This window comes from Myroides gitamensis (assembly GCF_029894455.1).
Classification (GTDB): Bacteria; Bacteroidota; Bacteroidia; order Flavobacteriales; family Flavobacteriaceae; genus Flavobacterium; species Flavobacterium odoratum.
Genome location: NZ_JARYHN010000001.1, coordinates 2,026,205 through 2,046,870, shown reverse-complemented (window position 1 = coordinate 2,046,870; position 20,666 = coordinate 2,026,205). Strand labels below are relative to the sequence as shown.

Below are 20,666 nucleotides of genomic sequence, written 5' to 3'. Positions count from 1 at the left end.
AAATAATACTTAACAGCAATCTAACATTTTAGACGAAAGGAAAGTCAGAAGGAAGACTTGAAGACCCCTTGGATTTTATCTTTTAATTTATTGATGATAAATTGGGTGAGAAGCATAATTAATTGTAATTTTACTCCCCAAACACAACTCTTTTTTATATGAATCCAAAAGTATTACTTACTTCAAAAGAGATTGATATTATTCTTCATCGTTTGGCCTGTCAGTTGGTGGAAAATCACTTGGATTTTTCCAATACATTACTGATTGGTATTCAACCCCGTGGTAAATATTTAGCGAAGCGAATCAAAGCCATTTTGGAAACAGAATACAATATTACAGATGTTCCTTTAGGATATTTGGATATTACGTTTTTCCGCGATGATTTTAGGAGAAATCAAAAACCACTTGAAGCAAATCGAACTGAAATTGACTTTCTTGTTGAAGATAAGAAAGTAGTTTTTATTGATGATGTTTTATATACAGGACGTAGCATTCGTGCAGCTTTGACTGCTATTCAATCGTTTGGACGACCTGCAGAAATTGAATTATTGGTGCTAATAGACAGAAGATTTAGTCGTCATTTGCCTATTCAACCAGATTATAGAGGAAGACAGGTAGATGCCTTTGACCAAGAAGCGGTACGCGTGCATTGGTCTGAAGATGGTACGAGCGATTGCATCTATTTGGAAGAATTTGACAATAATTAAACGGAAAATCTAGTTGAAGTAATGAAAGAATTAAGTGTAGATCACCTATTAGGAATAAAATATATTAATAAAGCGGATATTGATTTGATTTTTGAAACAGCAGATCATTTTAAAGAAGTAATCAATAGACCCATCAAAAAAGTACCTTCACTACGAGATATTACTATTGCCAATATCTTTTTTGAAAACAGTACACGAACAAAATTGTCTTTTGAGTTGGCTCAAAAGCGATTATCAGCGGATGTTATCAGTTTTTCCTCTGCTCAATCTTCCGTTAAAAAAGGAGAAACATTGATTGATACCGTAAATAATATTTTAGCAATGAAAGTGGACATGGTAGTTATGCGTCATAGCAATCCAGGAGCCGCTTATTTTTTGTCTAAAAATGTGAAAGCGAGTATTGTAAATGCTGGTGATGGAGCACACGAACACCCAACGCAAGCACTTTTGGATAGCTATTCTATTCGCGAAAGATTAGGCGATGTAGCGGGTAAAAAAGTGGTGATTGTTGGGGATATTTTACATTCACGTGTGGCTTTATCCAATATTTTTGCCCTGCAAATGCAAGGAGCAGAAGTACGCGTTTGCGGACCTAAAACATTAATTCCAAAATATATTGAAAGCCTAGGGGTAAAGGTAGAACCTAATTTGAGAAAAGCGCTAGAATGGTGTGATGTAGCGAATATGCTACGCGTGCAAAATGAGCGTTTGGACTTTAGCTATTTCCCTAATACAAGAGAATACGCTCAACAATACGGTTTGACGAAAGAAATCTTAGATTCTTTAGATAAAGAAATTGTAGTAATGCACCCAGGACCAATCAATAGAGGGGTTGAGATTACATCTGATGTTGCTGATTCTCAACAATCTGTTATTTTGGATCAAGTAGAAAATGGAGTAGCCATCCGCATGGCGGTGATTTATCTTTTGGCATCCAAAATTAAATAGCTACTTTAGTACTATAAAACAAAAAGAAAAATGAAAGTTACGGAGAAAGGACACACCAAAGTAATCCAGATTGGAAGCGATACGATAACGGGATTAGTGCAGAAGATAACAGACCAATACAAGGCTTTGTTTCAAACGTTTAATCTCGTGCTAGATTTGTCAGGTTCACAAGAAACAATCACGGAAGAAAACGCTAGAAACCATGGAAGAATTAGCAATTGAACACATGGAAAACGCAAATAAATCATTCGTCATTGTGCTCTCAGAAGTTAATTTTAATGACTTTGATGGAGATCTAATTGTTGTGCCAACCAAACAGGAAGCTTTCGATTTGATTGAAATGGATGAAATTCAACGTGATTTAGAATTATAGAAATAGAAAAGGCTTAAGGTAATTAAGCCTTTTTCTTTTGTATGCTCTGGGCTTTTTTGTAACTTACAAGCACGAATTATAAAATCTTGACCCATTGAAACTTACTATATTAGGTTGTTATGCAGCTACACCAAGAACAATGACTAATCCAACTTCTCAAGTTTTGGAGCTAAATGGACATATGTTTTTGATTGATGCTGGAGAAGGTACTCAAATCCAATTAAGAAAGAAAAAACTTAAGTTTCAACGAATTAACCATATTTTCATTTCACATTTACACGGAGATCATCTGTATGGTTTAATTGGTTTGATTTCAACCTATTCTCTTTTAAATAGACAGAGTGATTTACATGTCTATGGACCGAAAGGAATTAAAGAAATTATTTTATTGCAATTGCGATTGAGTAATTCTTTTACTGGCTATAATTTGTATTTCCATGAATTAGAAAGCAAAGAAAGTGAGGTTGTCTTTGAGGATGATCGCGTGATTGTACGTACCATTCCTTTAGATCACCGCGTGTATACCAATGGTTATTTGTTTGAATCTAAACCAGGGGATCGAAAGTTGAGAATTGGTGCCATTGAAGATTTAGGAATTGATCACTGTTATTATCGAAAGATAAAGCAAGGAGGAGATATAACGTTAGAGGATGGAACGCTAGTGCGTAATGAGGATATTACCTATGATCCGGAACCTACGGAGAGCTATGCTTTTTGCTCCGATACGTACTATTCAGAAGCAATTGTACCGATTATCAAAGAGGTGGATGTCTTATACCATGAAAGTACTTTTTTAGAATCAGAGGCCCATTATACAGAACGTACCAAACACTGTACAGCAAAACAAGCAGCGATGATTGCAAAATTAGCAGGTGCAAAAACATTGGTATTAGGACATTATTCAACCCGATACGATGATATCAGCCTTTTTAAGAAAGAAGCAGCAGAAGTTTTTGAGGGAACGATAGAAAATGCCGATGATGGTGTTATCTTTGATTTCACTAAATAAACCAATACAATGAACGATTTAAGTAACTATAGAAAATCATACGAAAAACAGGTACTGATTGAAGCGGAAGTCAATCCTAATCCCATGATGCAATTTCGCCAATGGTTTTGCGAAGTAGAAGATTTTGGAGGGGTGGAAGAAGTGAATGCCATGACTGTTTCGTCTATTGGCTTGGATGGGTTTCCCAAAGCAAGAGTGGTGTTGTTGAAATCATATGATGAAAATGGCTTTGTATTCTTTACCAATTATCAGTCAGAAAAAGGAAAAGCAATTTCAGCGAATCCCCATATATGTCTATCTTTTTTTTGGCCTTCGATGGAACGTCAAGTGATTATCAAAGGAATAGCAAAAAAAGTTAGCGACAACCAATCGGATAATTATTTCGATAGTCGTCCTTTGGGAAGTCGTTTGGGCGCTATTGTTTCCAACCAAAGTGAGGTTATTGAATCTTATGAAGGTTTGGTGCAAACATTAAAAGAATTAGAACAAACAGCAACAGAAGATACCGTTCATCGCCCAAAACATTGGGGTGGTTTTTGTGTGGAGCCTGTGAGTATTGAATTCTGGCAAGGAAGACCTAATCGCCTACATGACCGTATTCGCTATACCTTAACAGCGGATCAATTGGATTGGAAAATTGAACGTTTAGCGCCTTAAAAATAGAATAGAAATGAAAATACAGCAAATAATACTTCCTCTTGTTGTGGTTGGCTTTATGATTTGGGCCTTAATGGAACAAGCATCAAATCAGCCTCGATTATGGGTACAAGTCATTGGAGTCGCTTTATTCTTTTTAGCCATGGCTCGTCTCATGCAAAAGACACCGAGTAATGCACCGAAAAAATCATTAATGGTTCGTTCTGATGCTCCTACTGATGCAGAGGAAGCAACGGAGGACTATTCGATAACTGTAGTAGATAAAAAAAGTAATAGGAAGCACGATGTTAAGTAAAGGAGATTATGTACAAGTATTAGATGAAAATGAAGAGGGGATTATAACCCAAATTCAAGGAGATCAGGTAACTATAGAAACAAAGGATGGATTTGTATTGAATTACAAACCCTCAGAGTTGTTGAAAATAGGAAAAGATCAAGAAGTAGATTTTAAATCTGCGAGTTCTAAAGGTTCAATTCAAGAAGCTTTGCAAAGTAAAGTTGAACCTAAAAAAAGATCGTTTGTCAAAGAAAAGAAATCGCGTAAAGATGAGTTCGTCTTAGAGGTTGATTTGCATATTGAAAAATTGACCAAGGACTATAGACGCATGGAAAAACACGATATACTGACGTTACAATTGGATGCTGCTAGAGGGCAACTTGAGTTTGCTATCCGCAATCGAATTCCGCGTATTGTATTCATACATGGAGTAGGCGAGGGGGTACTGAAAGCCGAATTAGAATTTTTGTTTAGCCGTTATGCTGAGGTTGTTGCAGAAGATGCAAATTACCAGAAATACGGTGTGGGCGCTACACAAATTTACATCAAGCAAAATCCAAATCGATAAATAGATAAAAAGAAAAGTCCATGCTAGCATGGACTTTTCTTTTTTATAGGGTATTAGGGTAATTGATATCGTGTAAATCTTCTTGGAGCTGTTGCCAATCATCAAAATCACTTTGAAGGGCAAGTACTATAGCTTTCGTTAATGGTGCACCTTGATAAAGGGCTGCAATAGTTTCTCGCATAAGCGGTGTCATCGCTTCTTCCTCTCCATCAAAATGGTAATCAATGGCCCATTGAATATAGGTTTGGGGATTTCCATCTAAAATGTATAACTGGTCCTCAGAACCATCTTCTTCATATTCAATTTCCCCTCTTTGCCAAATATACTCATCATCTGTCCAAAGGCAGTAGGTTGTCCCAATAGACGCTACGGGCTCCCCATAGATAAAACCAGTATATACTTCAGGTAATTGGTGGGTTAAGGTGCCTTTGTTGGGTAATTGACTTTCATAGTCATATAATTCATGCGCAAACCCATTGATAACTGCTCCGGACGCCTTAAAAAGAATAAGCATTTCATCACCTTCACCATCTCGCATCTGGAAAAACTCTTCTTCAGTATCCCAGTGGGCGTTATAGGAATAATAGCGGTATTCCCATGTTGGACTAAAAATCGCATCTAAAATAGCGAGTGATTTACAGCGTTTTTGAAGCTCTTCGGGTGTAGGAAGATTCTTGCTATGGGTTGTACTGAGTATCATAGATAAAACGGAATTAGTTGGTTTGTACTAAAATATCGACTTCTTGGTTGTTATAAGGATTAGCTGTTGTTATTGTAAACTGATGAGGCAACTCCTCTTGTTTCAATATTGCATAGAGAAAAGCAAAGTTTACCTTCGGAGGAGTGACTAAAAGAACAAGTTGATACGCAATACATGTATAGTCGTCGTTAATGTGCGTTTTTCCTTCTAGGATGGTTATTCCTGCTTCCTCTAGTGCAGTTGAAAGCGTCTGTACAAGCATTTCCCATACTTCCTCTAAGTAATCAAAACTATTGTGAATGTCTACGATTGCATAAGGAAACTGTATAGCAAGAGCCATCTTTTTGGGATAGGGAATTGCGATATCTTGTTGTATGAGAATAGGCATGGCAAACGTTTAGAATTTTAAAGATAGCTAAAAGGAAACACTTTCAGCGGAAAGCAAAAAAAAATCCCCAATATTGGGGACTTTATAGCGGTTGTTGCCGTGGTTATTCTTGGATGAAACTTCCAAAAGGAAGGATTGCTTTTCCAAAAGTTAAGTTGTTGTACTGTGCTTTAGCAAATACCACATTGCGCAACGTAATTTCATGCAATAATTTAGCGCGGCGCTCCTTCTGCAGGATTGGTCCATCTTGTGTTAATCACAATTTCTCCTGTTGTAGCGGTCCAGTTTTCAACCAAGCGATTGTTATTTGCTGGCGTATTACCTGGAATATCTCCATCATTTTCACAAACTTCTGTCAAGTTAATCCCAGCACGAGCATATTGTCTATAAGCTAGAGGTCGCTCAGCCGATAAAGGAATTACTTTTTCACTCGTATCTTGTGGGAAGTCTTCCGCATTCAATTCAACTAACATCGCTTCTTTATCAGAAAGAGTAATCCATTGCGTTTGACAAGGATTAATTGTTTTCAATGTATTGTCGTTGTTCAAAAATTTAAATCCTAAGGTATTAGAATTGTAATTGTTGGTTCCAAATGGCATACGATCGTATTTGATATTCGTATCTCCATCGATGAAATTGACATTTAAAATGGTAAAATTATACTGATACGTTAAGTTCACACTGTGATCTTCAGTGAGTACATTACTATCATTATTCTTGATTGAAACCATACGTTGTGTACGCAACGTTGCTCCTGGTGAAGCTAGAATTTCTTCTAATACAGAGGGCGTACTAGGCGCTGGAAAAGAACAAATGGACGCTGTTTCAACTTTGCTGTTATATTTTCTATACGCTAAACTAGTATTGGTTCCGTCTATTTCAACATCTACAATTTGAATGCTTTCATCACGCATGATGTTGTCCATATCCGCAACTAAGATAAAAGCTTCTGTATTTTTTAGTTTGTAAAACACTTTCGCTCCATCACCGATGCTAGAACAGCGATTCACAGTGGTTACAGTAGAAAAGTCAATATCATTATAGGTAAGCTTGCCATCGTTGCAAGAACTTAATCCAAATAAGCCTAGAGCAGCTACCAGGGTATACACCTTCTTCATAAAATAAATATATCGTTATCGAGAATACAAAAATACTTTTTTTATCTTAAGTAGGTACTATGAAGAGCAGATATAGGTTATTTAATTATCTTTGATAACGTTAAAGATAACTTAAAATGTAAGCTATTCGCTATGAATTCATTGACTACCAAAACCAATTACCCTGCTTTATACACCTTAGTAACTGTTTTTTTCTTCTGGGGATTTTTCGCTGCGGGGAATAGTATTTTCATTCCGTTTTGTAAGGCTTTTTTTGATTTAGACCAGTTTCAGTCTCAATTGATTGATTTTTCTTTTTATACTGCGTATTATTTTGGAGCATTATTGCTTTTTTTAGTCAGTGCGTGGAAGAAGAAAGATGTGGTGAATAATTGGGGGTATAAGCGCTCTATTGTGTATGGGTTGTTGTTTTCAACAGGAGGTGCAATAGCTATGATTTGGGCTGTTCAAATCAGCGTTTACGCGGCGTTGTTGGTGGGGTTGTTTATTGTAGCCTTGGGGTTCTCCCTGCAGCAGATTGCAGCCAATCCGTTTGCGATTTCGCTTGGTGATCCCAAGACAGGAACAAGTCGAGTGAGCCTTGGTGGAGGAATTAATTCGCTCGGGACCACGATAGGCCCTTTGTTAATGGCTTATGCTTTATATGGAAGTACTAAAACGCTAACAGATGACCAAATTCAACATTTGAGCTTGGATAGTATGACCTTGCTATACGGGGCAGTTGGAGGATTATTTCTCTTGGCTACTTTATTGTTCTTTTTTTCGAAAAAAATACCAGATAGCAAGAGTAGTGCAGAGATAAAACCCGCTAAAAAAGCGATGGTGTTGTTGGTGAGTATGACTGTCTTATTAGTCGCTGTTTTTATTCCAGTGTTTAATACATATAAAAGTGAAGCGTATTTACGCGTATCGGCGTTGCAAAAGCAACAAGAAACGGTAATCAGTTCATTGAAAGTAGAGCAAAACGAAGAAGTAAGGATTGCGAATGAAGTAAAGTTGACGAATCTAAAACAAGAAATCAAAGAAACCTTAACCCCAATCGAAAACAAGCGTATCTACCTTTTAGGGGGAGCTTTGCTGATTATTGTTGGAAGTATAGCCTTCGCTTATTTTACAAGTCAAAGAAATAAAGAAGGATGGGGAGCGATGCAATACCCTCAATTGCTTTTGGGAATGTTGGCAATCTTTGCTTATGTAGGAGTTGAGGTTGGAATTGGAAGTAATTTAGGTGAACTACTCAAATTGGAAGAGTTTGGATCGCTACAGGCGGTTGAAATTGCTCCTTATGTCTCGATGTATTGGGGAAGCTTGATGATTGGACGCTGGGCAGGTGCAGTAAGTGTTTTTCAATTGAGTAAAAGAAATGAGCTAATCGCTTTAATAGCGGTACCTTTTTTAGCGTATTTCGTTATTTTATTCGCTAATTATTTCGCAGGGAATGAAATTGAACATTTGTATTACTATAGTTTATGTGTAGCGATTCAAATTGTTTTTTCTTTTTGGAGTAAAAATAAATCAGCGCGTACGATGGTTTTATTTAGCTTGTTTGGTTTATTGGCTATGATTGTTGGACTCTTCTCTAGTGGAATGCTAGCAATTTATGCTTTCTTAGCTGGTGGATTGGCTTGCAGTGTACTTTGGCCTGCTATTTTTAATATCGCTATTATGGGATTAGGAAAATATACAGCGCAAGGTTCGTCGTTTTTGATTATGATGATTCTAGGTGGTGGAATATTGCCTCCAATTCAAGGGAAATTAGCTGATATTATTGGTATTCATGAATCTTATATCGTAAATGCAGTGTGTTTTGGTTATTTGTTACTCTTTGGTATCCTAGCGAAAAAAGTATTACAGAAACAAGGGATTGCGATTGATGAGATTGATTAAGAGTTAAGGGGTAAGAGGGTGAGGAGATGAGGCGATGAGATGTAAAATCTCGTAGTGGCAAATGGCAATTTGCCAGTTAACAAGAGAATTGGTGATGAGAGAATGAAAATCGCGTAGTGGCAAATGGCAATTTGCCAATTAACAAGAGAATTGGTGATGAGAGGATGAAAATCGCGTAGTGGCAAATGGCAATTTGCCAGTTAACAAGAAGATCGGTGATGAGAGAATGAAAATCGCGTAGTGGCAAATGGCAATTTGCCAGTTAACAAGAGAATCGGTGATGAGAGGATGAAAATCGCGTAGTGGTAAATGGCAATTTGCCAAGTAACTGGATAATTTTGAAGTTGTTATTTGTGAAGCCGTAAAGTTGTGAGCTTTATCGATTAAAGGATAAATTAACTATTTAGAAAATTTCCCCATAACCCATACCTCATCCCCCATATTCTTTTAGATTATTGAGAATATTTTGCATTTGCACCAAGTGTCTAAGGTTGTGAAAAACGACAACTTTCAAGGTATCTCCTAGTTTTAACTTGATCCATTTACTTATGGAAATGGATGTTTTGGTTTGGTTTAGATTGATGTTTTTAGCTTGTTCTAAAAGTGCAATCAGACTGTCCTGTTGTTGAATAAAAACGGTTAAAACCTCACGATCTACATGACTTGTACTGGGGTTCATGGATTTAAATGTCTTCATTTTGTTGAGTTTTGCTTTAGGCAACATGCTTTTAGCGAAATGATTACCTAAAAATCCACTCTTGAATACAGGAGAGGGAGTGGTGTATTTGGATGTGCTTATTCTGATTGTGATTTCTGGGATATAAAAATAACCATATCGATTGAGGTGTTCTATACATTCCAAAACACTCCAACTTGCAGGTTGAGGTCTAGTGTAAAGTAGAAAATCTGGAAGCTCTTGAAAAGCAATAGCTTCCTGTTTGATTTGTTGCGTTAGTTCCAGTAAGTTTGAGAGTAGTTTAGTCGTTTCCATTTTATTTTTTGACAAAATTGACCTTAATTTTCAAGATAAAAATTGATTCAAGTCAAGATTTCTTTAATCGGGATAGGGTTTCTGCCGACATGCCTAAGTAAGACGCAATATACTTGTTTGGAATTTCTTGAAACAAACGCGGACTTCGTTGTAAAACACGCATATAGCGCTCCGCTGGTGATTTAATTAGCAAGTCTTTTTCGCGTTCCAATTGTTGTAAAATTTAAACCTTCCAAAAGCGTATCCCAAAGAATTTGATGAGCTGCATTACTGCGAATAAATTGAAGATAATGTTCTTTTTTAATGACTTTAATTGTCGTTTTTTTTAAGGCTTGGATATGAAATTCGGTCGGTTTATTGGTGATAAAACTATCCAATGCGGCAATAAAGTTATGTCGATAACCAAATCGAATAATGTGTTCTTGATCCTGCAGGTAGATGGAAATTTTCACACTCCCTGTTTCGATATAGTAAATATTGGTATCGATAGTATGCGCAAGTGTGAGGTATTCCATCCGTTTTAAGGTGATGGTTTTGTCCCAGTGATTCGCTTGTTCTAAGCTGTTGTATAAAGTAGAAATGGTGTCCATAGAGAAAGGGTTTACAGCAGGAAAAGATACGTTTAAAAGAACTAAAAGTAAAAAGATATGTTGGAGAAGACAATAATATGGAAGTGATTTTGACCATTATCTTTTTTGTTTTTATTACATTTGTATTCGAATAAAATAAATGACTTAGAAAGACGTTATTTCGTGTAAATGAAGTGACGTATCTCATTCAACTAATTAAATAATGAAACAAATATATCTGGATAATGCCGCAACTACTTCTGTCCGCCCAGAAGTAATTGAAGAGATGGTGAAAGTATTGAGAAATGATTTTGGTAACCCTTCATCGACATACTCAATCGGACGGCATGCGAAAGCATTAATTGAAGGGGCAAGAAAAACAATTGCCAAACAATTTAATGTAAGTTCTTCAGAGATCATTTTTACTTCTTGTGGGACAGAGGCAAATAACTGGATTTTGCTTTCTGCTGTACGCGATTTAGGAGTGAAACGAATTATTACAACACAATTAGAACACCATGCTGTTTTGAATACAGTAAAACACTTAGCACAGGTGTATGGAATTGAGGTTGTATTTCTAACCATTAACCCCAACAGTGAAATTGACTATGCTCAATTGGAGAATCTATTGAAAGAGGACACCAAAACATTAGTGAGTTTGATGCATGTAAACAATGAGGTGGGGACTGAATTAGACTTAGAAAAAGTAGCGCATTTATGTGTAGAACACGGGGCTCTTTTTCACTGTGATACAGTACAATCTGTAGGAAAGAAAAGATTGGATTTAAGCGCATTGCCGATTGATTTTATCGTAGCAAGTGCACATAAATTTCACGGACCTAAAGGGATTGGGTTTGCTTTTATCCGCAAGAAAAACGTATTAAAGCCTGCCATCCACGGTGGAGAACAAGAAAAGGGATTACGCGCAGGAACAGAAGGTGTACACCAAGTGGTAGGAATGGCAAAAGCATTAGAAATGGCTTATGATTTACTTGAAGAGGAAAGTGCTTACATTGCTGATATTAAATCATACTGCCAACAGCGTTTAGTAGAAGTATACCCTCAAGTGAAATTCAACGGAAATAGCACGGGGTTTTACAATATCCTCAATGTGTTGTTGCCAATGACACAAGAAAAAGCTGCGATGATGTTATTCCAATTGGATATGAAAGGAATTGCGGTATCAAGAGGAAGTGCTTGTCAATCGGGAAGCCAAAAGCCTTCACACGTTTTAGCACAGTTCTTAAACGAAGAAGACTTGAAGAAACCGAGCCTAAGATTGTCATTTAGTCATGAAAATACAAAAGAAGAGATCGATCGATTGATTGAACTTCTTCAAGAAATTTAAGAAAAAGAATCTACTAAGTTGAATTAGTAGATTTTTTTGTTTTCCAATTGTTCAAAAAATAAATAAAAAAGAGGTAAAAAAATGTTAATGTAAAAAGCTTTGTTTTACAATAACATTCGCATTAAATTTGCACAAACAACACACTATTTATGAGTTCAAGTAATAGATACGCGCTTCGCGGAGTTTCTGCTGAGAAAGAAGATGTTCACAATGCAATAAAGAACATAGATAAAGGATTGTTTCCTAAAGCATTCTGTAAAATTATTCCCGACCACTTAACTGGGGATGAAGATTATTGTTTGATTATGCATGCCGATGGAGCAGGAACAAAATCATCATTAGCTTATATGTATTGGAAAGAAACAGGAGATATTTCTGTTTGGAAAGGGATTGCTCAAGATGCCTTAATCATGAATATTGATGATTTATTATGTGTAGGTGCAACAGATAATATCTTGTTGTCAAGCACAATTGGACGTAATAAAAACTTAGTTCCAGGTGAAGTAATTTCTGCTATCATCAACGGAACAGAAGAGCTAATTGAAGAGCTAAAATCTTTTGGTGTAACGATTCACTCTACTGGAGGAGAAACAGCGGATGTGGGAGACTTAGTTCGCACGATTATTGTGGATTCTACAGTTACAGCAAGAATGAAACGCAGCGATGTTATTGACAACGCTAATATTCAAGCAGGAGACGTTATTGTTGGATTAGAATCGTTTGGTCAAGCAACGTATGAGAAAGCATACAATGGAGGAATGGGAAGTAACGGACTTACTTCTGCTCGTCATGATGTATTTGATCATTCTTTAGCGGCTAAATATCCAGAAAGTTATGATTCATCTGTCCCAGAGGAATTAGTGTATTCTGGAAAAGTACAATTGACAGACGCAGTAGCAAATTCGCCTATTGATGCAGGAAAACTAGTATTATCTCCAACGAGAACCTATGCGCCAATCATCAAAGCGATTTTAGATCAATATAAAGCAGACGATGTACACGGTATGATTCACTGTAGTGGTGGAGCGCAAACCAAAATCTTACACTTTATCGATCAGTTACATATTATCAAAGATAATTTATTTGAAGTACCACCTTTGTTTCAATTGATACAAGAACAATCAAAGACAGATTGGAAAGAAATGTATCAAGTATTCAATTGCGGGCATCGCATGGAATTATACGTAAACCCTGCTGTTGCAGAAGATATTATAGCAATTGCTGAATCATTCAACGTAAGAGCACAAATTGTGGGTAGAGTAGAGGCTTCGGCTGATAAAAAATTAACGATTCAATCAACATACGGGACATTTAATTACTAGAATGGGACGTTTATTAGCTATTGATTTTGGTCAGAAAAGAACGGGTATCGCAGTAACCGATGAATTGCAAATTATTGCATCGGGTTTAACGACTGTTGATACAAAAGAGCTTATGTCTTTTTTAAAAGACTACTTTCAAAAAGAAAAGGTGGAAAAAGTGGTTATAGGTGAACCCAAGCGCTTGAATAATGAGCCTTCGGAAGTTACGCCTATTTTAAATGCATTTATCGATACATTTAAAAATACATTTCCAACAATGCCAGTGGAACGAATAGATGAGCGTTTTACCTCTAAAATGGCCTTCCAAACCATGATTGATAGTGGGTTGAAGAAAAAACAAAGACAAAATAAAGCGTTGATTGATGAGATTGCCGCAACCATAATCTTACAAGATTATATGGGGCGGAATACATTTTAATCCATTCTTTTTTAAAATTTTAGCAGAAAAAAACTGTTTTTCCTGTAGATAAAAATTAATTTTGCATATAAATAAATATTCGATATAATGTCAAGTATACAAAAATCTGAGGTTGATGTTGTTTTGGTAGGAGCCGGAATCATGAGTGCTACTCTTGGAATCTTACTAAAAGAATTAAATCCGAACCTAAAAATTGAAATCTTAGAACGTTTAGATCGCGCTGCAGCTGAGAGTTCAGACGCAATGAATAATGCGGGTACAGGACACTCTGCATTTTGTGAATTAAACTATACACCAGAAAAAGCTGATGGTAGCGTTGATGCAACAAAGGCAATTAGCATTGTTGAGCAATTTGAAGTATCAAGGCAGTTTTGGTCATACTTGGTAAAAAAGAATGTATTAAAAGATCCTCGTAAGTTTATTAATTCTGTGCCACATATGAGTTTCGTATGGGGAAAAGACAACGTAAGCTTTTTAGAGAAAAGATATAATGAACTTCAAAAATACCCATTGTTTCATGGGATGGAGTTCTCAAAAGAGGTTGATCAAATCAAAACGTGGGCTCCTTTGTTAATGGAAGAAAGAAAGCTGGACGACGTATATGCAGCAACGTATATGCCAATCGGAACAGATGTAAACTTTGGAGAATTAACAAGAGAGATTTTTGATCACTTGACAACAGAAGATGGTGTAAATGTTCACTTCAATAATCAAGTAACTGATATCAAACGCAAAGGCGATAAATGGAGCGTTTCTGCAAAAGATGAAAAAACAGGAGAGCACAGAAAAGTAAAAGCGAAATTTGTTTTTGTTGGTGCTGGTGGTGGAGCAATCTTGTTATTACAAAAAGCAGATATTCCTGAAAGTAAAGGTTACGGTGGTTTCCCAGTAGGAGGAGAATGGTTGGTGTGTAACAACCCAAAGATTGTTCAAAAACACATGGCTAAAGTATACGGAAAAGCATCTGTAGGAGCACCTCCGATGTCAGTACCTCACTTAGATACGCGTTTTATCGATGGAAAACACTCGCTATTATTTGGTCCTTATGCCGGTTTCTCAACAAAATTCTTGAAAAGAGGATCGAATTTAGATTTATTTAAATCGTTAGAATTAAATAATATTGGTCCAATGTTGGGTGCTGGAATGCGTAACTTAGATTTGACTAAATATTTGATTGGACAAGTTTTACAATCAGATAAATCAAGATATGAATCGTTGAGAGAATACTTCCCAGCTGCACAAGACGAGGATTGGAAAGTGGAACATGCAGGTCAACGTGTACAAGTAATCAAAAGAGATAAAGACGGAAAAGGAATCTTACAATTCGGAACAGAAGTTGTAAATTCAGCAGATGGTTCAATCGCCGCTTTATTAGGAGCTTCTCCAGGAGCTTCAACAGCAACAGCAATTATGTTGAAACTATTAGCTAATTGCTTCCCTACAGAATTTAATTCACCAGAATGGAATACTAAATTCAAAGAGATGATTCCTTCTTATGGACTTAAATTGAATGAACACCCAGAAATGGTTGCAGAAATTAGAGAGAATTGCTCGAAAGTTTTGAGAATTTTTCCTAACAACTAAAAAACATCAAAATCAATATATAAAGCACCTTTACTTGGTAAAGGTGCTTTTTTTTGGGCTAAGAAGAAAATGATACAAAAAGCCATAAGAGCAAATGGTAATTTGCTAAGTAACTAGATAATTCTCTACGAGATTTTACATCTCATCGCCTCACCACCTCACCTTCTCAGCCCATAACTCAGCCCATAACCCCTAACTCATAACCTCTAACTTCTAACTCATAACCTCACACCCACCCACACCCTCTCACCCCCTCACCAATCTATCTCACTGAGTTGCTATTTTCTTTTGGTGTTCGATGAATATATCTCACCTATTTCATATTGGTTTTGGTGTTCAATGAATCTACACTTCGTTTCGATTTTCACTTCGTTCCGATTTCACCACCTCACCTTAGTCCATCATTTTTATTTATCGTTTTTAAAAACACCATAGATTTAATTTATTTAATTATAACCTAATGGTATAGTAAATAGGTTTACAAAGGTTTGATAATTAGTATATTTGAAATAGAAATTAACGAAATAAAGTACAAGACTATGGAAAACAAAAAACTGACAACCGCTTCGGGAAGACCTTATGTAGAACATGAAAATTCGATGACAGCAGGAGAAAGAGGACCTGTATTGTTGCAAGATTATATCTTGCATGAGAAAATGGCTCATTTCAACAGAGAGAGAATTCCAGAGCGCGTAGTACATGCCAAAGGTTCTGGAGCATATGGAACGTTTACTGTAACGAATGACATTACTCCATACACAAAAGCAAAATTATTTAGTGAAGTAGGGAAACAGACCAAAGTGTTTTTGCGTTTCTCAACTGTAGGAGGTGAGAAAGGATCTGCAGATTCAGAACGCGATCCACGAGGATTTGCTTTGCGATTTTATACAGAAGATGGGAATTGGGATTTAGTAGGAAATAATACCCCCGTATTCTTTATTAAAGATGCGAAGAAGTTTAGCGACTTTATTCACACGCAAAAACGCCATCCACAAACCAATTTAAAATCAGCAACCATGGTGTGGGATTTCTGGTCATTAAACCCAGAAAGTTTACACCAAGTATTAATCTTGATGTCGGATCGTGGTACACCTTTTGGCTATAGACACATGAATGGATATGGAAGTCATACATTCTCTATGATTAATGCGGAGAATGAACGTGTGTATGTAAAATTCCATTTCAAAACAGCACAGGGAATTAAGAATCTAACTGGACCAGAAGCCGATCAAATGCGTACAACCGATATGGATTACGCACAACGTGACTTATTCGAACACATTGAAAAAGGAGAATTTCCAAAATGGAATTTGAAAATTCAAGTCATGACAGAAGCAGAAAGTCGCGTAGCAAAAGTAAATCCATTTGACGTAACGAAAGTTTGGCCACATAAAGATTATCCTTTAATGGATGTAGGAGTACTTGAGTTGAATGAAAATCCGCAGAATTACTTCCAAGATGTTGAGCAAGCTGCTTTTGCACCTACTCATATCGTGGATGGAATTGGTTTCTCTCCTGACCGTATGTTACAAGGACGTATTTTATCTTACCCTGATGCCCAACGTTACCGCTTAGGTGCAAATTATGAGCAAATTCCAGTAAACCGTTGTCCATTTGCTACAAATAACTACCAAAGAGATGGTGCAATGCGCATCGATGGAAATGGTGGAAGTGAACCAAACTATTACCCAAATAGTTTTGATTCTATCGTTGTTGATCAAAGTTATAAAGAACCTGCATTAGATTTAGGCGAACACATAGTAGCAGATCACTATGATCGAAATGGAGTAGGAGAGGACGATCACTTTACACAACCAGGTAACTTATATCGCATCATGACAGAGGAAGCAAAAACCAATACAGTACATAATATTGTAGGAGCAATGAGTGGAATCGATGGACCAAAACGCGAAGAAATTATCTTCCGTCAATTGTGCCACTGGTTTAGAGCCGATGCTGATTTAGGTATGCGAATTGCCAAAGGATTACAAGTAGACGTAAGTAAGTTTATGCAATAATGCACGAATTATCATGATAATCAAAAAAGCCTCACTCGTGAGGCTTTTTTTGTATCATATGATAGAGCGGTTTATTCTTCTCCTTGTATTTTTTTCAATGCGCGATTCAGTGTTCGCGTGGTAATCCCCAAATAAGAAGCCATATCCTCTTTGGAAATCGCCACTTGATTTTTCTCTTGTAGGTGCAATAGTTTTTCCAAAGCATGTTCAACGGTGTACAATTGTTGAAAAGAAGCTCTTTCACTCGTGTGGTATACACGTAAAGCTTCTACAGATAATAATACATTGTTAAACGTGATATCTGTTTTCAGTAAGTGGTCAAAAATAGACAACGGAATCACATACGCTTCTACGTAAGAAATCGCTTCAACGGAGCACAAACAAGGCATTTTGCCCAGATATTCAATTTCTCCCATGATTTCCCCACGACTTAAAAACTCCGGAATATATTCCTTCCCATTCTCTCTTCTGTAATATAACATTTCGTTATTCCCTCGCGGATTACAATAATCTTAGTGATCTGTTCTCCTTGAGTGAGGATTGTATCTTTAGGGCTGTATTGTATTAATTGTATTTTATCTGCTATAATGTCTTTGTGTGCAATCGATTCAATATAGGATAAAAAATCAAGATTTATTCTTAACATATTTTTATCATTAGGAGGACAAATGTCCTATAATAGATTCAAATTAATATGGACTTTTGTTTTGTTCAAATGTAAAGAATTTAATCTTAGCGATGTGTTGTGTTAAGATAGATTTAAACATATAGAACACAAACAAGCTAGCAAAAATACAAGTTATTTAAAAGCAGAAGAAGTGTGTGTAAGTGATAAAAAAAATCTTCTGTTTTTAACGTATAAAATATTCGTGTTGATGTGTACCTTGGTATACTCATAACTTTGTGTTGATTTTCAAATCCTAATTTGAAAAGTAAAAAGTGTGGTTAGATTATAAAAAGAAGTCCTTTTTTTAGGGACTTCTTTTTTTTTGCTTTTTTGTGTTTTTGCTCTTTGTGAGGTTTGTGCTTTGTGAGGTTTGTGAAATCGTGGGTTTAATCGATTAAAGAAGGTACACTGTTTTAATTGAAAATTTACTTCTTTCCCTTTTCTCATTTCCCCTCTCTAATTGTTTTGTACTTTGTGTGGTTTGCTTTTTGTGCCGTGAAATTGAGCAATCTATACTGCACATAATAAATGTCCTATAAACAGCTTATTCCATTCCGGAATATGGAATGAATTTTGTATAAGTTATCGGATATAACCTAATCAATTTATTTATGCATAATTATTTTTTCGAAAGACTAACTGTATGGCAAAATGCAAGAACTACAACAAAAGATATTTACCTACTCACAAATAAATTTCCTAAGGAGGAGAAATTTGGTTTAGTTTCTCAGCTTAGAAGAGCTATGTCAAGTGTAACAGCGAATATTGCTGAAGGAATGTCAAGATCATCTAATAAAGATAAAGTACGAATGTTAAACATCGCTTTCTCATCTGCGATTGAAGTACTCAATTTTTTAATACTAAGTCTAGACCTGGAGTTGATATCTGAAGAAGAATATCTAGATATTCGTTCTAAAATAGAATATCTTACTAATCAACTATTAAGTTTACAGAAAAAAGTAAACGAATAAAATTACTGGTCGCATTCCGCGCTTACCTCAAAAAAAACAAAAAGGGTTGAGTAACGAATGCGATGCTTCCTTCGTCAGCATGACATACTAGGTGTGTAGAATACTAGGTAGAATTACTGCTTGCATTCCGCGCTGACCTCACAAAGCACAAACCTCACAAAGAGCAAACCTCACAAAGCACAAACCTCACAAAGCACAAACCTCACAAAGCACAAACCTCACAAAGCACAAACCTCACAAAGAGCAAACCTCACAAAGAGCAAACCTCACAAAGCACAAACCTCACAAAGAGCAAACCTCACAAAGAGCAAACCTCACAAAGCACAAACCTCACAAAGCACAAACCTCACAAAGCACAAACCTCACAAAGCACAAACCTCACAAAGCACAAACCTCACAAAGAGCAAACCTCACAAAGAGCAAACCTCACAAAGAACAAACCTCACAAAGAACAAAAAAACAAACCTCACAAAAAAAAACTGGTCTAGTTCTTTTTTAAAAACCGGATGCCCTCTAGCAGTCTTATCCATACTATTTTTGGCGCTTAACTAATAAAGCAAATAAGAAGATGAAAGAAAGTAAAGCACCAATCCGAAATAATTGGACGGCTGAAGAAATACAAGAAATCTATGATTTACCGATTATGGAGTTGGTGTATCAAGCCGCAACTGTACACAGACAATATCACAATCCATTAGAAGTTCAGGTTAGTACTTTGCTTTCCATAAAAACAGGTGGGTGTCCGGAGGATTGCTCTTATTGTGGGCAAGCGGCTCGTTATCATACCGACATTAAAGTACAGCGATTACTGCCTTTAGAAACCGTTTTAAAACCCATGCTAAAAAAGCCAAAGCCAATGGATCCTCTCGTTTTTGTATGGCTGCAGCATGGCGTGAGGTTCGCGATAACCGAGACTTTGATAAAGTCATTGACATGGTAAAAGGCGTGAATGCTTTAGATATGGAGGTTTGTTGTACGCTAGGTATGTTGACAGACAATCAGGCAAAGCGTTTACAAGAAGCGGGTTTATATGCCTATAACCACAACATTGACACCTCTGAAAATCATTATAAGGATATAATCTCTACTCGAACGTTCGATCAACGCTTAAATACGATTAATTCCGTGCGTAAAGCGGGAATTACCGTATGTTCTGGAGGGATTATAGGCCTTGGAGAAACAAATGAAGATCGTATTTCAATGCTATTAACTTTAGCAACGATGGACAAACATCCGGAATCTGTTCCTATTAATGCGTTAGCTCGTGTAAAAGGAACCCCTATGGAAGATATGCCGAAAACGGATATTTGGGAAATGGTGCGTATGATTGCTACCACGCGTATTGTTATACCCACCACTATGGTTCGCTTAAGTGCGGGGCGTTTAGAAATGAATGAAGCAGAACAAGGTTGGTGTTTTTTAGCGGGTGCAAACTCTATTTTTGCAGGAGAAGAGGAAACTTTACTCGTTACACCGAATCCATCATTGAGGGAAGACCAACAATTATTTCAAAAATTAGGACTAAAACCGATGGTTTTAGCAGAAAAAAAGTAGTAGAAAAAAGTATAAGCACTTAATTATAAAAAAAGTTCCTATTTTTTTAAAAAAATAGGAACTTTTTTGTTTCCCATGGATTTGGTAGTTTTTAGTAAAATATTCCAAACATTATTTAGATTGATTTAAAAGAATTAAGGTAAGATTAGCCTAAGATTATGAAATATTTATCCTGAAGTTACTGAAAAAATAAATGAACTAAAAAAGATACAGTATGTTAATATAATGATAATATTTGGCTTTTTCTTAGATAAACAATAGGTAAATATTTGATTTTAAGTCTGCTGAGATTTTGAGAAATTGCTCCACTCTAAATATCGGAAAAGTATTGTAAATACTGATGATATTTGTCATTTTTGCCCCTTTATTTATCCGATACTTTTGTGACTAGTTAATAAGTAATAAAGACGTCTTTTTAAAATTTAATTTATTGTTTTAACTGTTATTCTTAAACATACTTGCTTAATTAGGTTAAAATGTGAGTATGCATGTAAATATTAATAAAAAAATCTTTTTTTAGATTTTTTTTAGTAAATTAGATACGATGTAAAAAAGTAGTTTAAAACAAAAAATTAAAAGTAACTGTTGTTTA

At 36.1% G+C, this 20,666-nt stretch carries 20 protein-coding genes and 2 pseudogenes; 16 read left to right on the top strand and 6 right to left on the bottom strand.

What is annotated here, in order from left to right; genetic code table 11:
- Window positions 1–158 precede the first annotated feature (158 nt).
- The 8 genes from pyrR (at window position 159) to M2306_RS09040 (ending at window position 4,539) form a co-directional block, all read left to right on the top strand.
- On the top strand, window positions 159–707 hold the full coding sequence (gene pyrR, locus M2306_RS09075; RefSeq protein WP_115089742.1) for a bifunctional pyr operon transcriptional regulator/uracil phosphoribosyltransferase PyrR: 549 nt from the start codon (window positions 159–161) through the stop codon (window positions 705–707).
- A gap of 21 nt (window positions 708–728) precedes the next feature.
- On the top strand, window positions 729–1,655 hold the full coding sequence (locus M2306_RS09070; protein ID WP_259190009.1) for an aspartate carbamoyltransferase catalytic subunit: 927 nt from the start codon (window positions 729–731) through the stop codon (window positions 1,653–1,655).
- Between the two features lie 30 nt (window positions 1,656–1,685).
- Window positions 1,686–1,877 carry a hypothetical protein gene (locus M2306_RS09065; RefSeq protein WP_498882828.1) on the top strand — a complete coding sequence of 64 codons (192 nt, stop codon included), beginning with the start codon at window positions 1,686–1,688 and terminating at the stop codon, window positions 1,875–1,877.
- Entirely contained in the window at window positions 1,858–2,028 is a 171-nt protein-coding gene (locus M2306_RS09060; RefSeq protein ID WP_498882827.1) for a hypothetical protein, read from the top strand. Before M2306_RS09065 ends, M2306_RS09060 begins: the two co-directional genes overlap by 20 nt.
- 94 nt (window positions 2,029–2,122) lie before the next feature.
- Complete coding sequence (locus tag M2306_RS09055) at window positions 2,123–3,037, top strand: ribonuclease Z (RefSeq protein ID WP_115089744.1); 915 nt, start codon at window positions 2,123–2,125, stop codon at window positions 3,035–3,037.
- A gap of 9 nt (window positions 3,038–3,046) precedes the next feature.
- Complete coding sequence (gene pdxH / locus M2306_RS09050; RefSeq protein WP_259190011.1) at window positions 3,047–3,694, top strand: pyridoxamine 5'-phosphate oxidase; 648 nt, start codon at window positions 3,047–3,049, stop codon at window positions 3,692–3,694.
- A gap of 13 nt (window positions 3,695–3,707) precedes the next feature.
- Window positions 3,708–3,989 carry a hypothetical protein gene (locus M2306_RS09045; protein ID WP_259190012.1) on the top strand — a complete coding sequence of 94 codons (282 nt, stop codon included), beginning with the start codon at window positions 3,708–3,710 and terminating at the stop codon, window positions 3,987–3,989.
- On the top strand, window positions 3,979–4,539 hold the full coding sequence (locus tag M2306_RS09040) for a DUF8465 domain-containing protein (protein WP_259190014.1): 561 nt from the start codon (window positions 3,979–3,981) through the stop codon (window positions 4,537–4,539). Before M2306_RS09045 ends, M2306_RS09040 begins: the two co-directional genes overlap by 11 nt.
- A 43-nt stretch (window positions 4,540–4,582) precedes the next feature.
- Here the strand turns inward: M2306_RS09040 and M2306_RS09035 are convergent, their stop codons facing one another.
- From M2306_RS09035 to M2306_RS09025, 3 genes are all read right to left on the bottom strand, one after another.
- Window positions 4,583–5,239 (bottom strand): hypothetical protein, encoded by a 657-nt coding sequence (locus M2306_RS09035; RefSeq protein ID WP_115089747.1) that lies wholly within the window; start codon window positions 5,237–5,239, stop codon window positions 4,583–4,585.
- A 13-nt stretch (window positions 5,240–5,252) separates the two neighbouring features.
- Entirely contained in the window at window positions 5,253–5,627 is a 375-nt protein-coding gene (locus M2306_RS09030) for a hypothetical protein (protein WP_259190024.1), read from the bottom strand.
- 212 nt (window positions 5,628–5,839) lie between these two features.
- Entirely contained in the window at window positions 5,840–6,745 is a 906-nt protein-coding gene (locus tag M2306_RS09025; protein WP_498882826.1) for a hypothetical protein, read from the bottom strand.
- 132 nt (window positions 6,746–6,877) lie between these two features.
- On the opposite strand from M2306_RS09025, the gene M2306_RS09020 reads away from it, so the two are divergent.
- Window positions 6,878–8,632: an MFS transporter gene (locus tag M2306_RS09020; protein ID WP_259190032.1), complete on the top strand. Its 1,755-nt coding sequence runs from the start codon at window positions 6,878–6,880 to the stop codon at window positions 8,630–8,632.
- A gap of 430 nt (window positions 8,633–9,062) precedes the next feature.
- On the opposite strand, the gene M2306_RS09015 is transcribed toward M2306_RS09020, so the two are convergent.
- Window positions 9,063–9,623 carry a DinB family protein gene (locus tag M2306_RS09015; RefSeq protein ID WP_259190033.1) on the bottom strand — a complete coding sequence of 187 codons (561 nt, stop codon included), beginning with the start codon at window positions 9,621–9,623 and terminating at the stop codon, window positions 9,063–9,065.
- Window positions 9,624–9,675: 52 nt separating this feature from the next.
- Window positions 9,676–10,213 (bottom strand): annotated as a pseudogene (locus tag M2306_RS09010) (Crp/Fnr family transcriptional regulator).
- A gap of 202 nt (window positions 10,214–10,415) precedes the next feature.
- Between M2306_RS09010 and M2306_RS09005 the strand changes: the two are divergent.
- The 5 genes from M2306_RS09005 to M2306_RS08985 all read left to right on the top strand — a co-directional run bounded on the left by M2306_RS09005 (window position 10,416) and on the right by M2306_RS08985 (window position 16,882).
- Complete coding sequence (locus M2306_RS09005) at window positions 10,416–11,540, top strand: cysteine desulfurase family protein (protein ID WP_115089753.1); 1,125 nt, start codon at window positions 10,416–10,418, stop codon at window positions 11,538–11,540.
- A gap of 149 nt (window positions 11,541–11,689) precedes the next feature.
- On the top strand, window positions 11,690–12,862 hold the full coding sequence (locus M2306_RS09000) for an AIR synthase related protein (RefSeq protein ID WP_115089754.1): 1,173 nt from the start codon (window positions 11,690–11,692) through the stop codon (window positions 12,860–12,862).
- Window position 12,863: 1 nt separating this feature from the next.
- The gene (gene ruvX / locus M2306_RS08995; RefSeq protein ID WP_115089755.1) at window positions 12,864–13,280 is read left to right on the top strand and encodes a Holliday junction resolvase RuvX; all 417 of its coding nucleotides are present in this window, start codon (window positions 12,864–12,866) and stop codon (window positions 13,278–13,280) included.
- A gap of 87 nt (window positions 13,281–13,367) precedes the next feature.
- Window positions 13,368–14,864 carry a malate:quinone oxidoreductase gene (locus tag M2306_RS08990; protein ID WP_115089756.1) on the top strand — a complete coding sequence of 499 codons (1,497 nt, stop codon included), beginning with the start codon at window positions 13,368–13,370 and terminating at the stop codon, window positions 14,862–14,864.
- A 539-nt stretch (window positions 14,865–15,403) separates the two neighbouring features.
- Window positions 15,404–16,882, top strand: coding sequence for a catalase (locus tag M2306_RS08985; protein WP_259190035.1), 1,479 nt, complete (start codon window positions 15,404–15,406; stop codon window positions 16,880–16,882).
- A gap of 71 nt (window positions 16,883–16,953) precedes the next feature.
- Here the strand turns inward: M2306_RS08985 and M2306_RS08980 are convergent, their stop codons facing one another.
- Window positions 16,954–17,364: a Crp/Fnr family transcriptional regulator gene (locus tag M2306_RS08980; RefSeq protein ID WP_498882825.1), complete on the bottom strand. Its 411-nt coding sequence runs from the start codon at window positions 17,362–17,364 to the stop codon at window positions 16,954–16,956.
- Between the two features lie 796 nt (window positions 17,365–18,160).
- On the opposite strand from M2306_RS08980, the gene M2306_RS08975 reads away from it, so the two are divergent.
- Entirely contained in the window at window positions 18,161–18,520 is a 360-nt protein-coding gene (locus M2306_RS08975) for a four helix bundle protein (RefSeq protein ID WP_259190036.1), read from the top strand.
- Between the two features lie 568 nt (window positions 18,521–19,088).
- A pseudogene (bioB, locus tag M2306_RS08970) lies at window positions 19,089–20,074 on the top strand (biotin synthase BioB).
- Window positions 20,075–20,666: the final 592 nt, after the last annotated feature.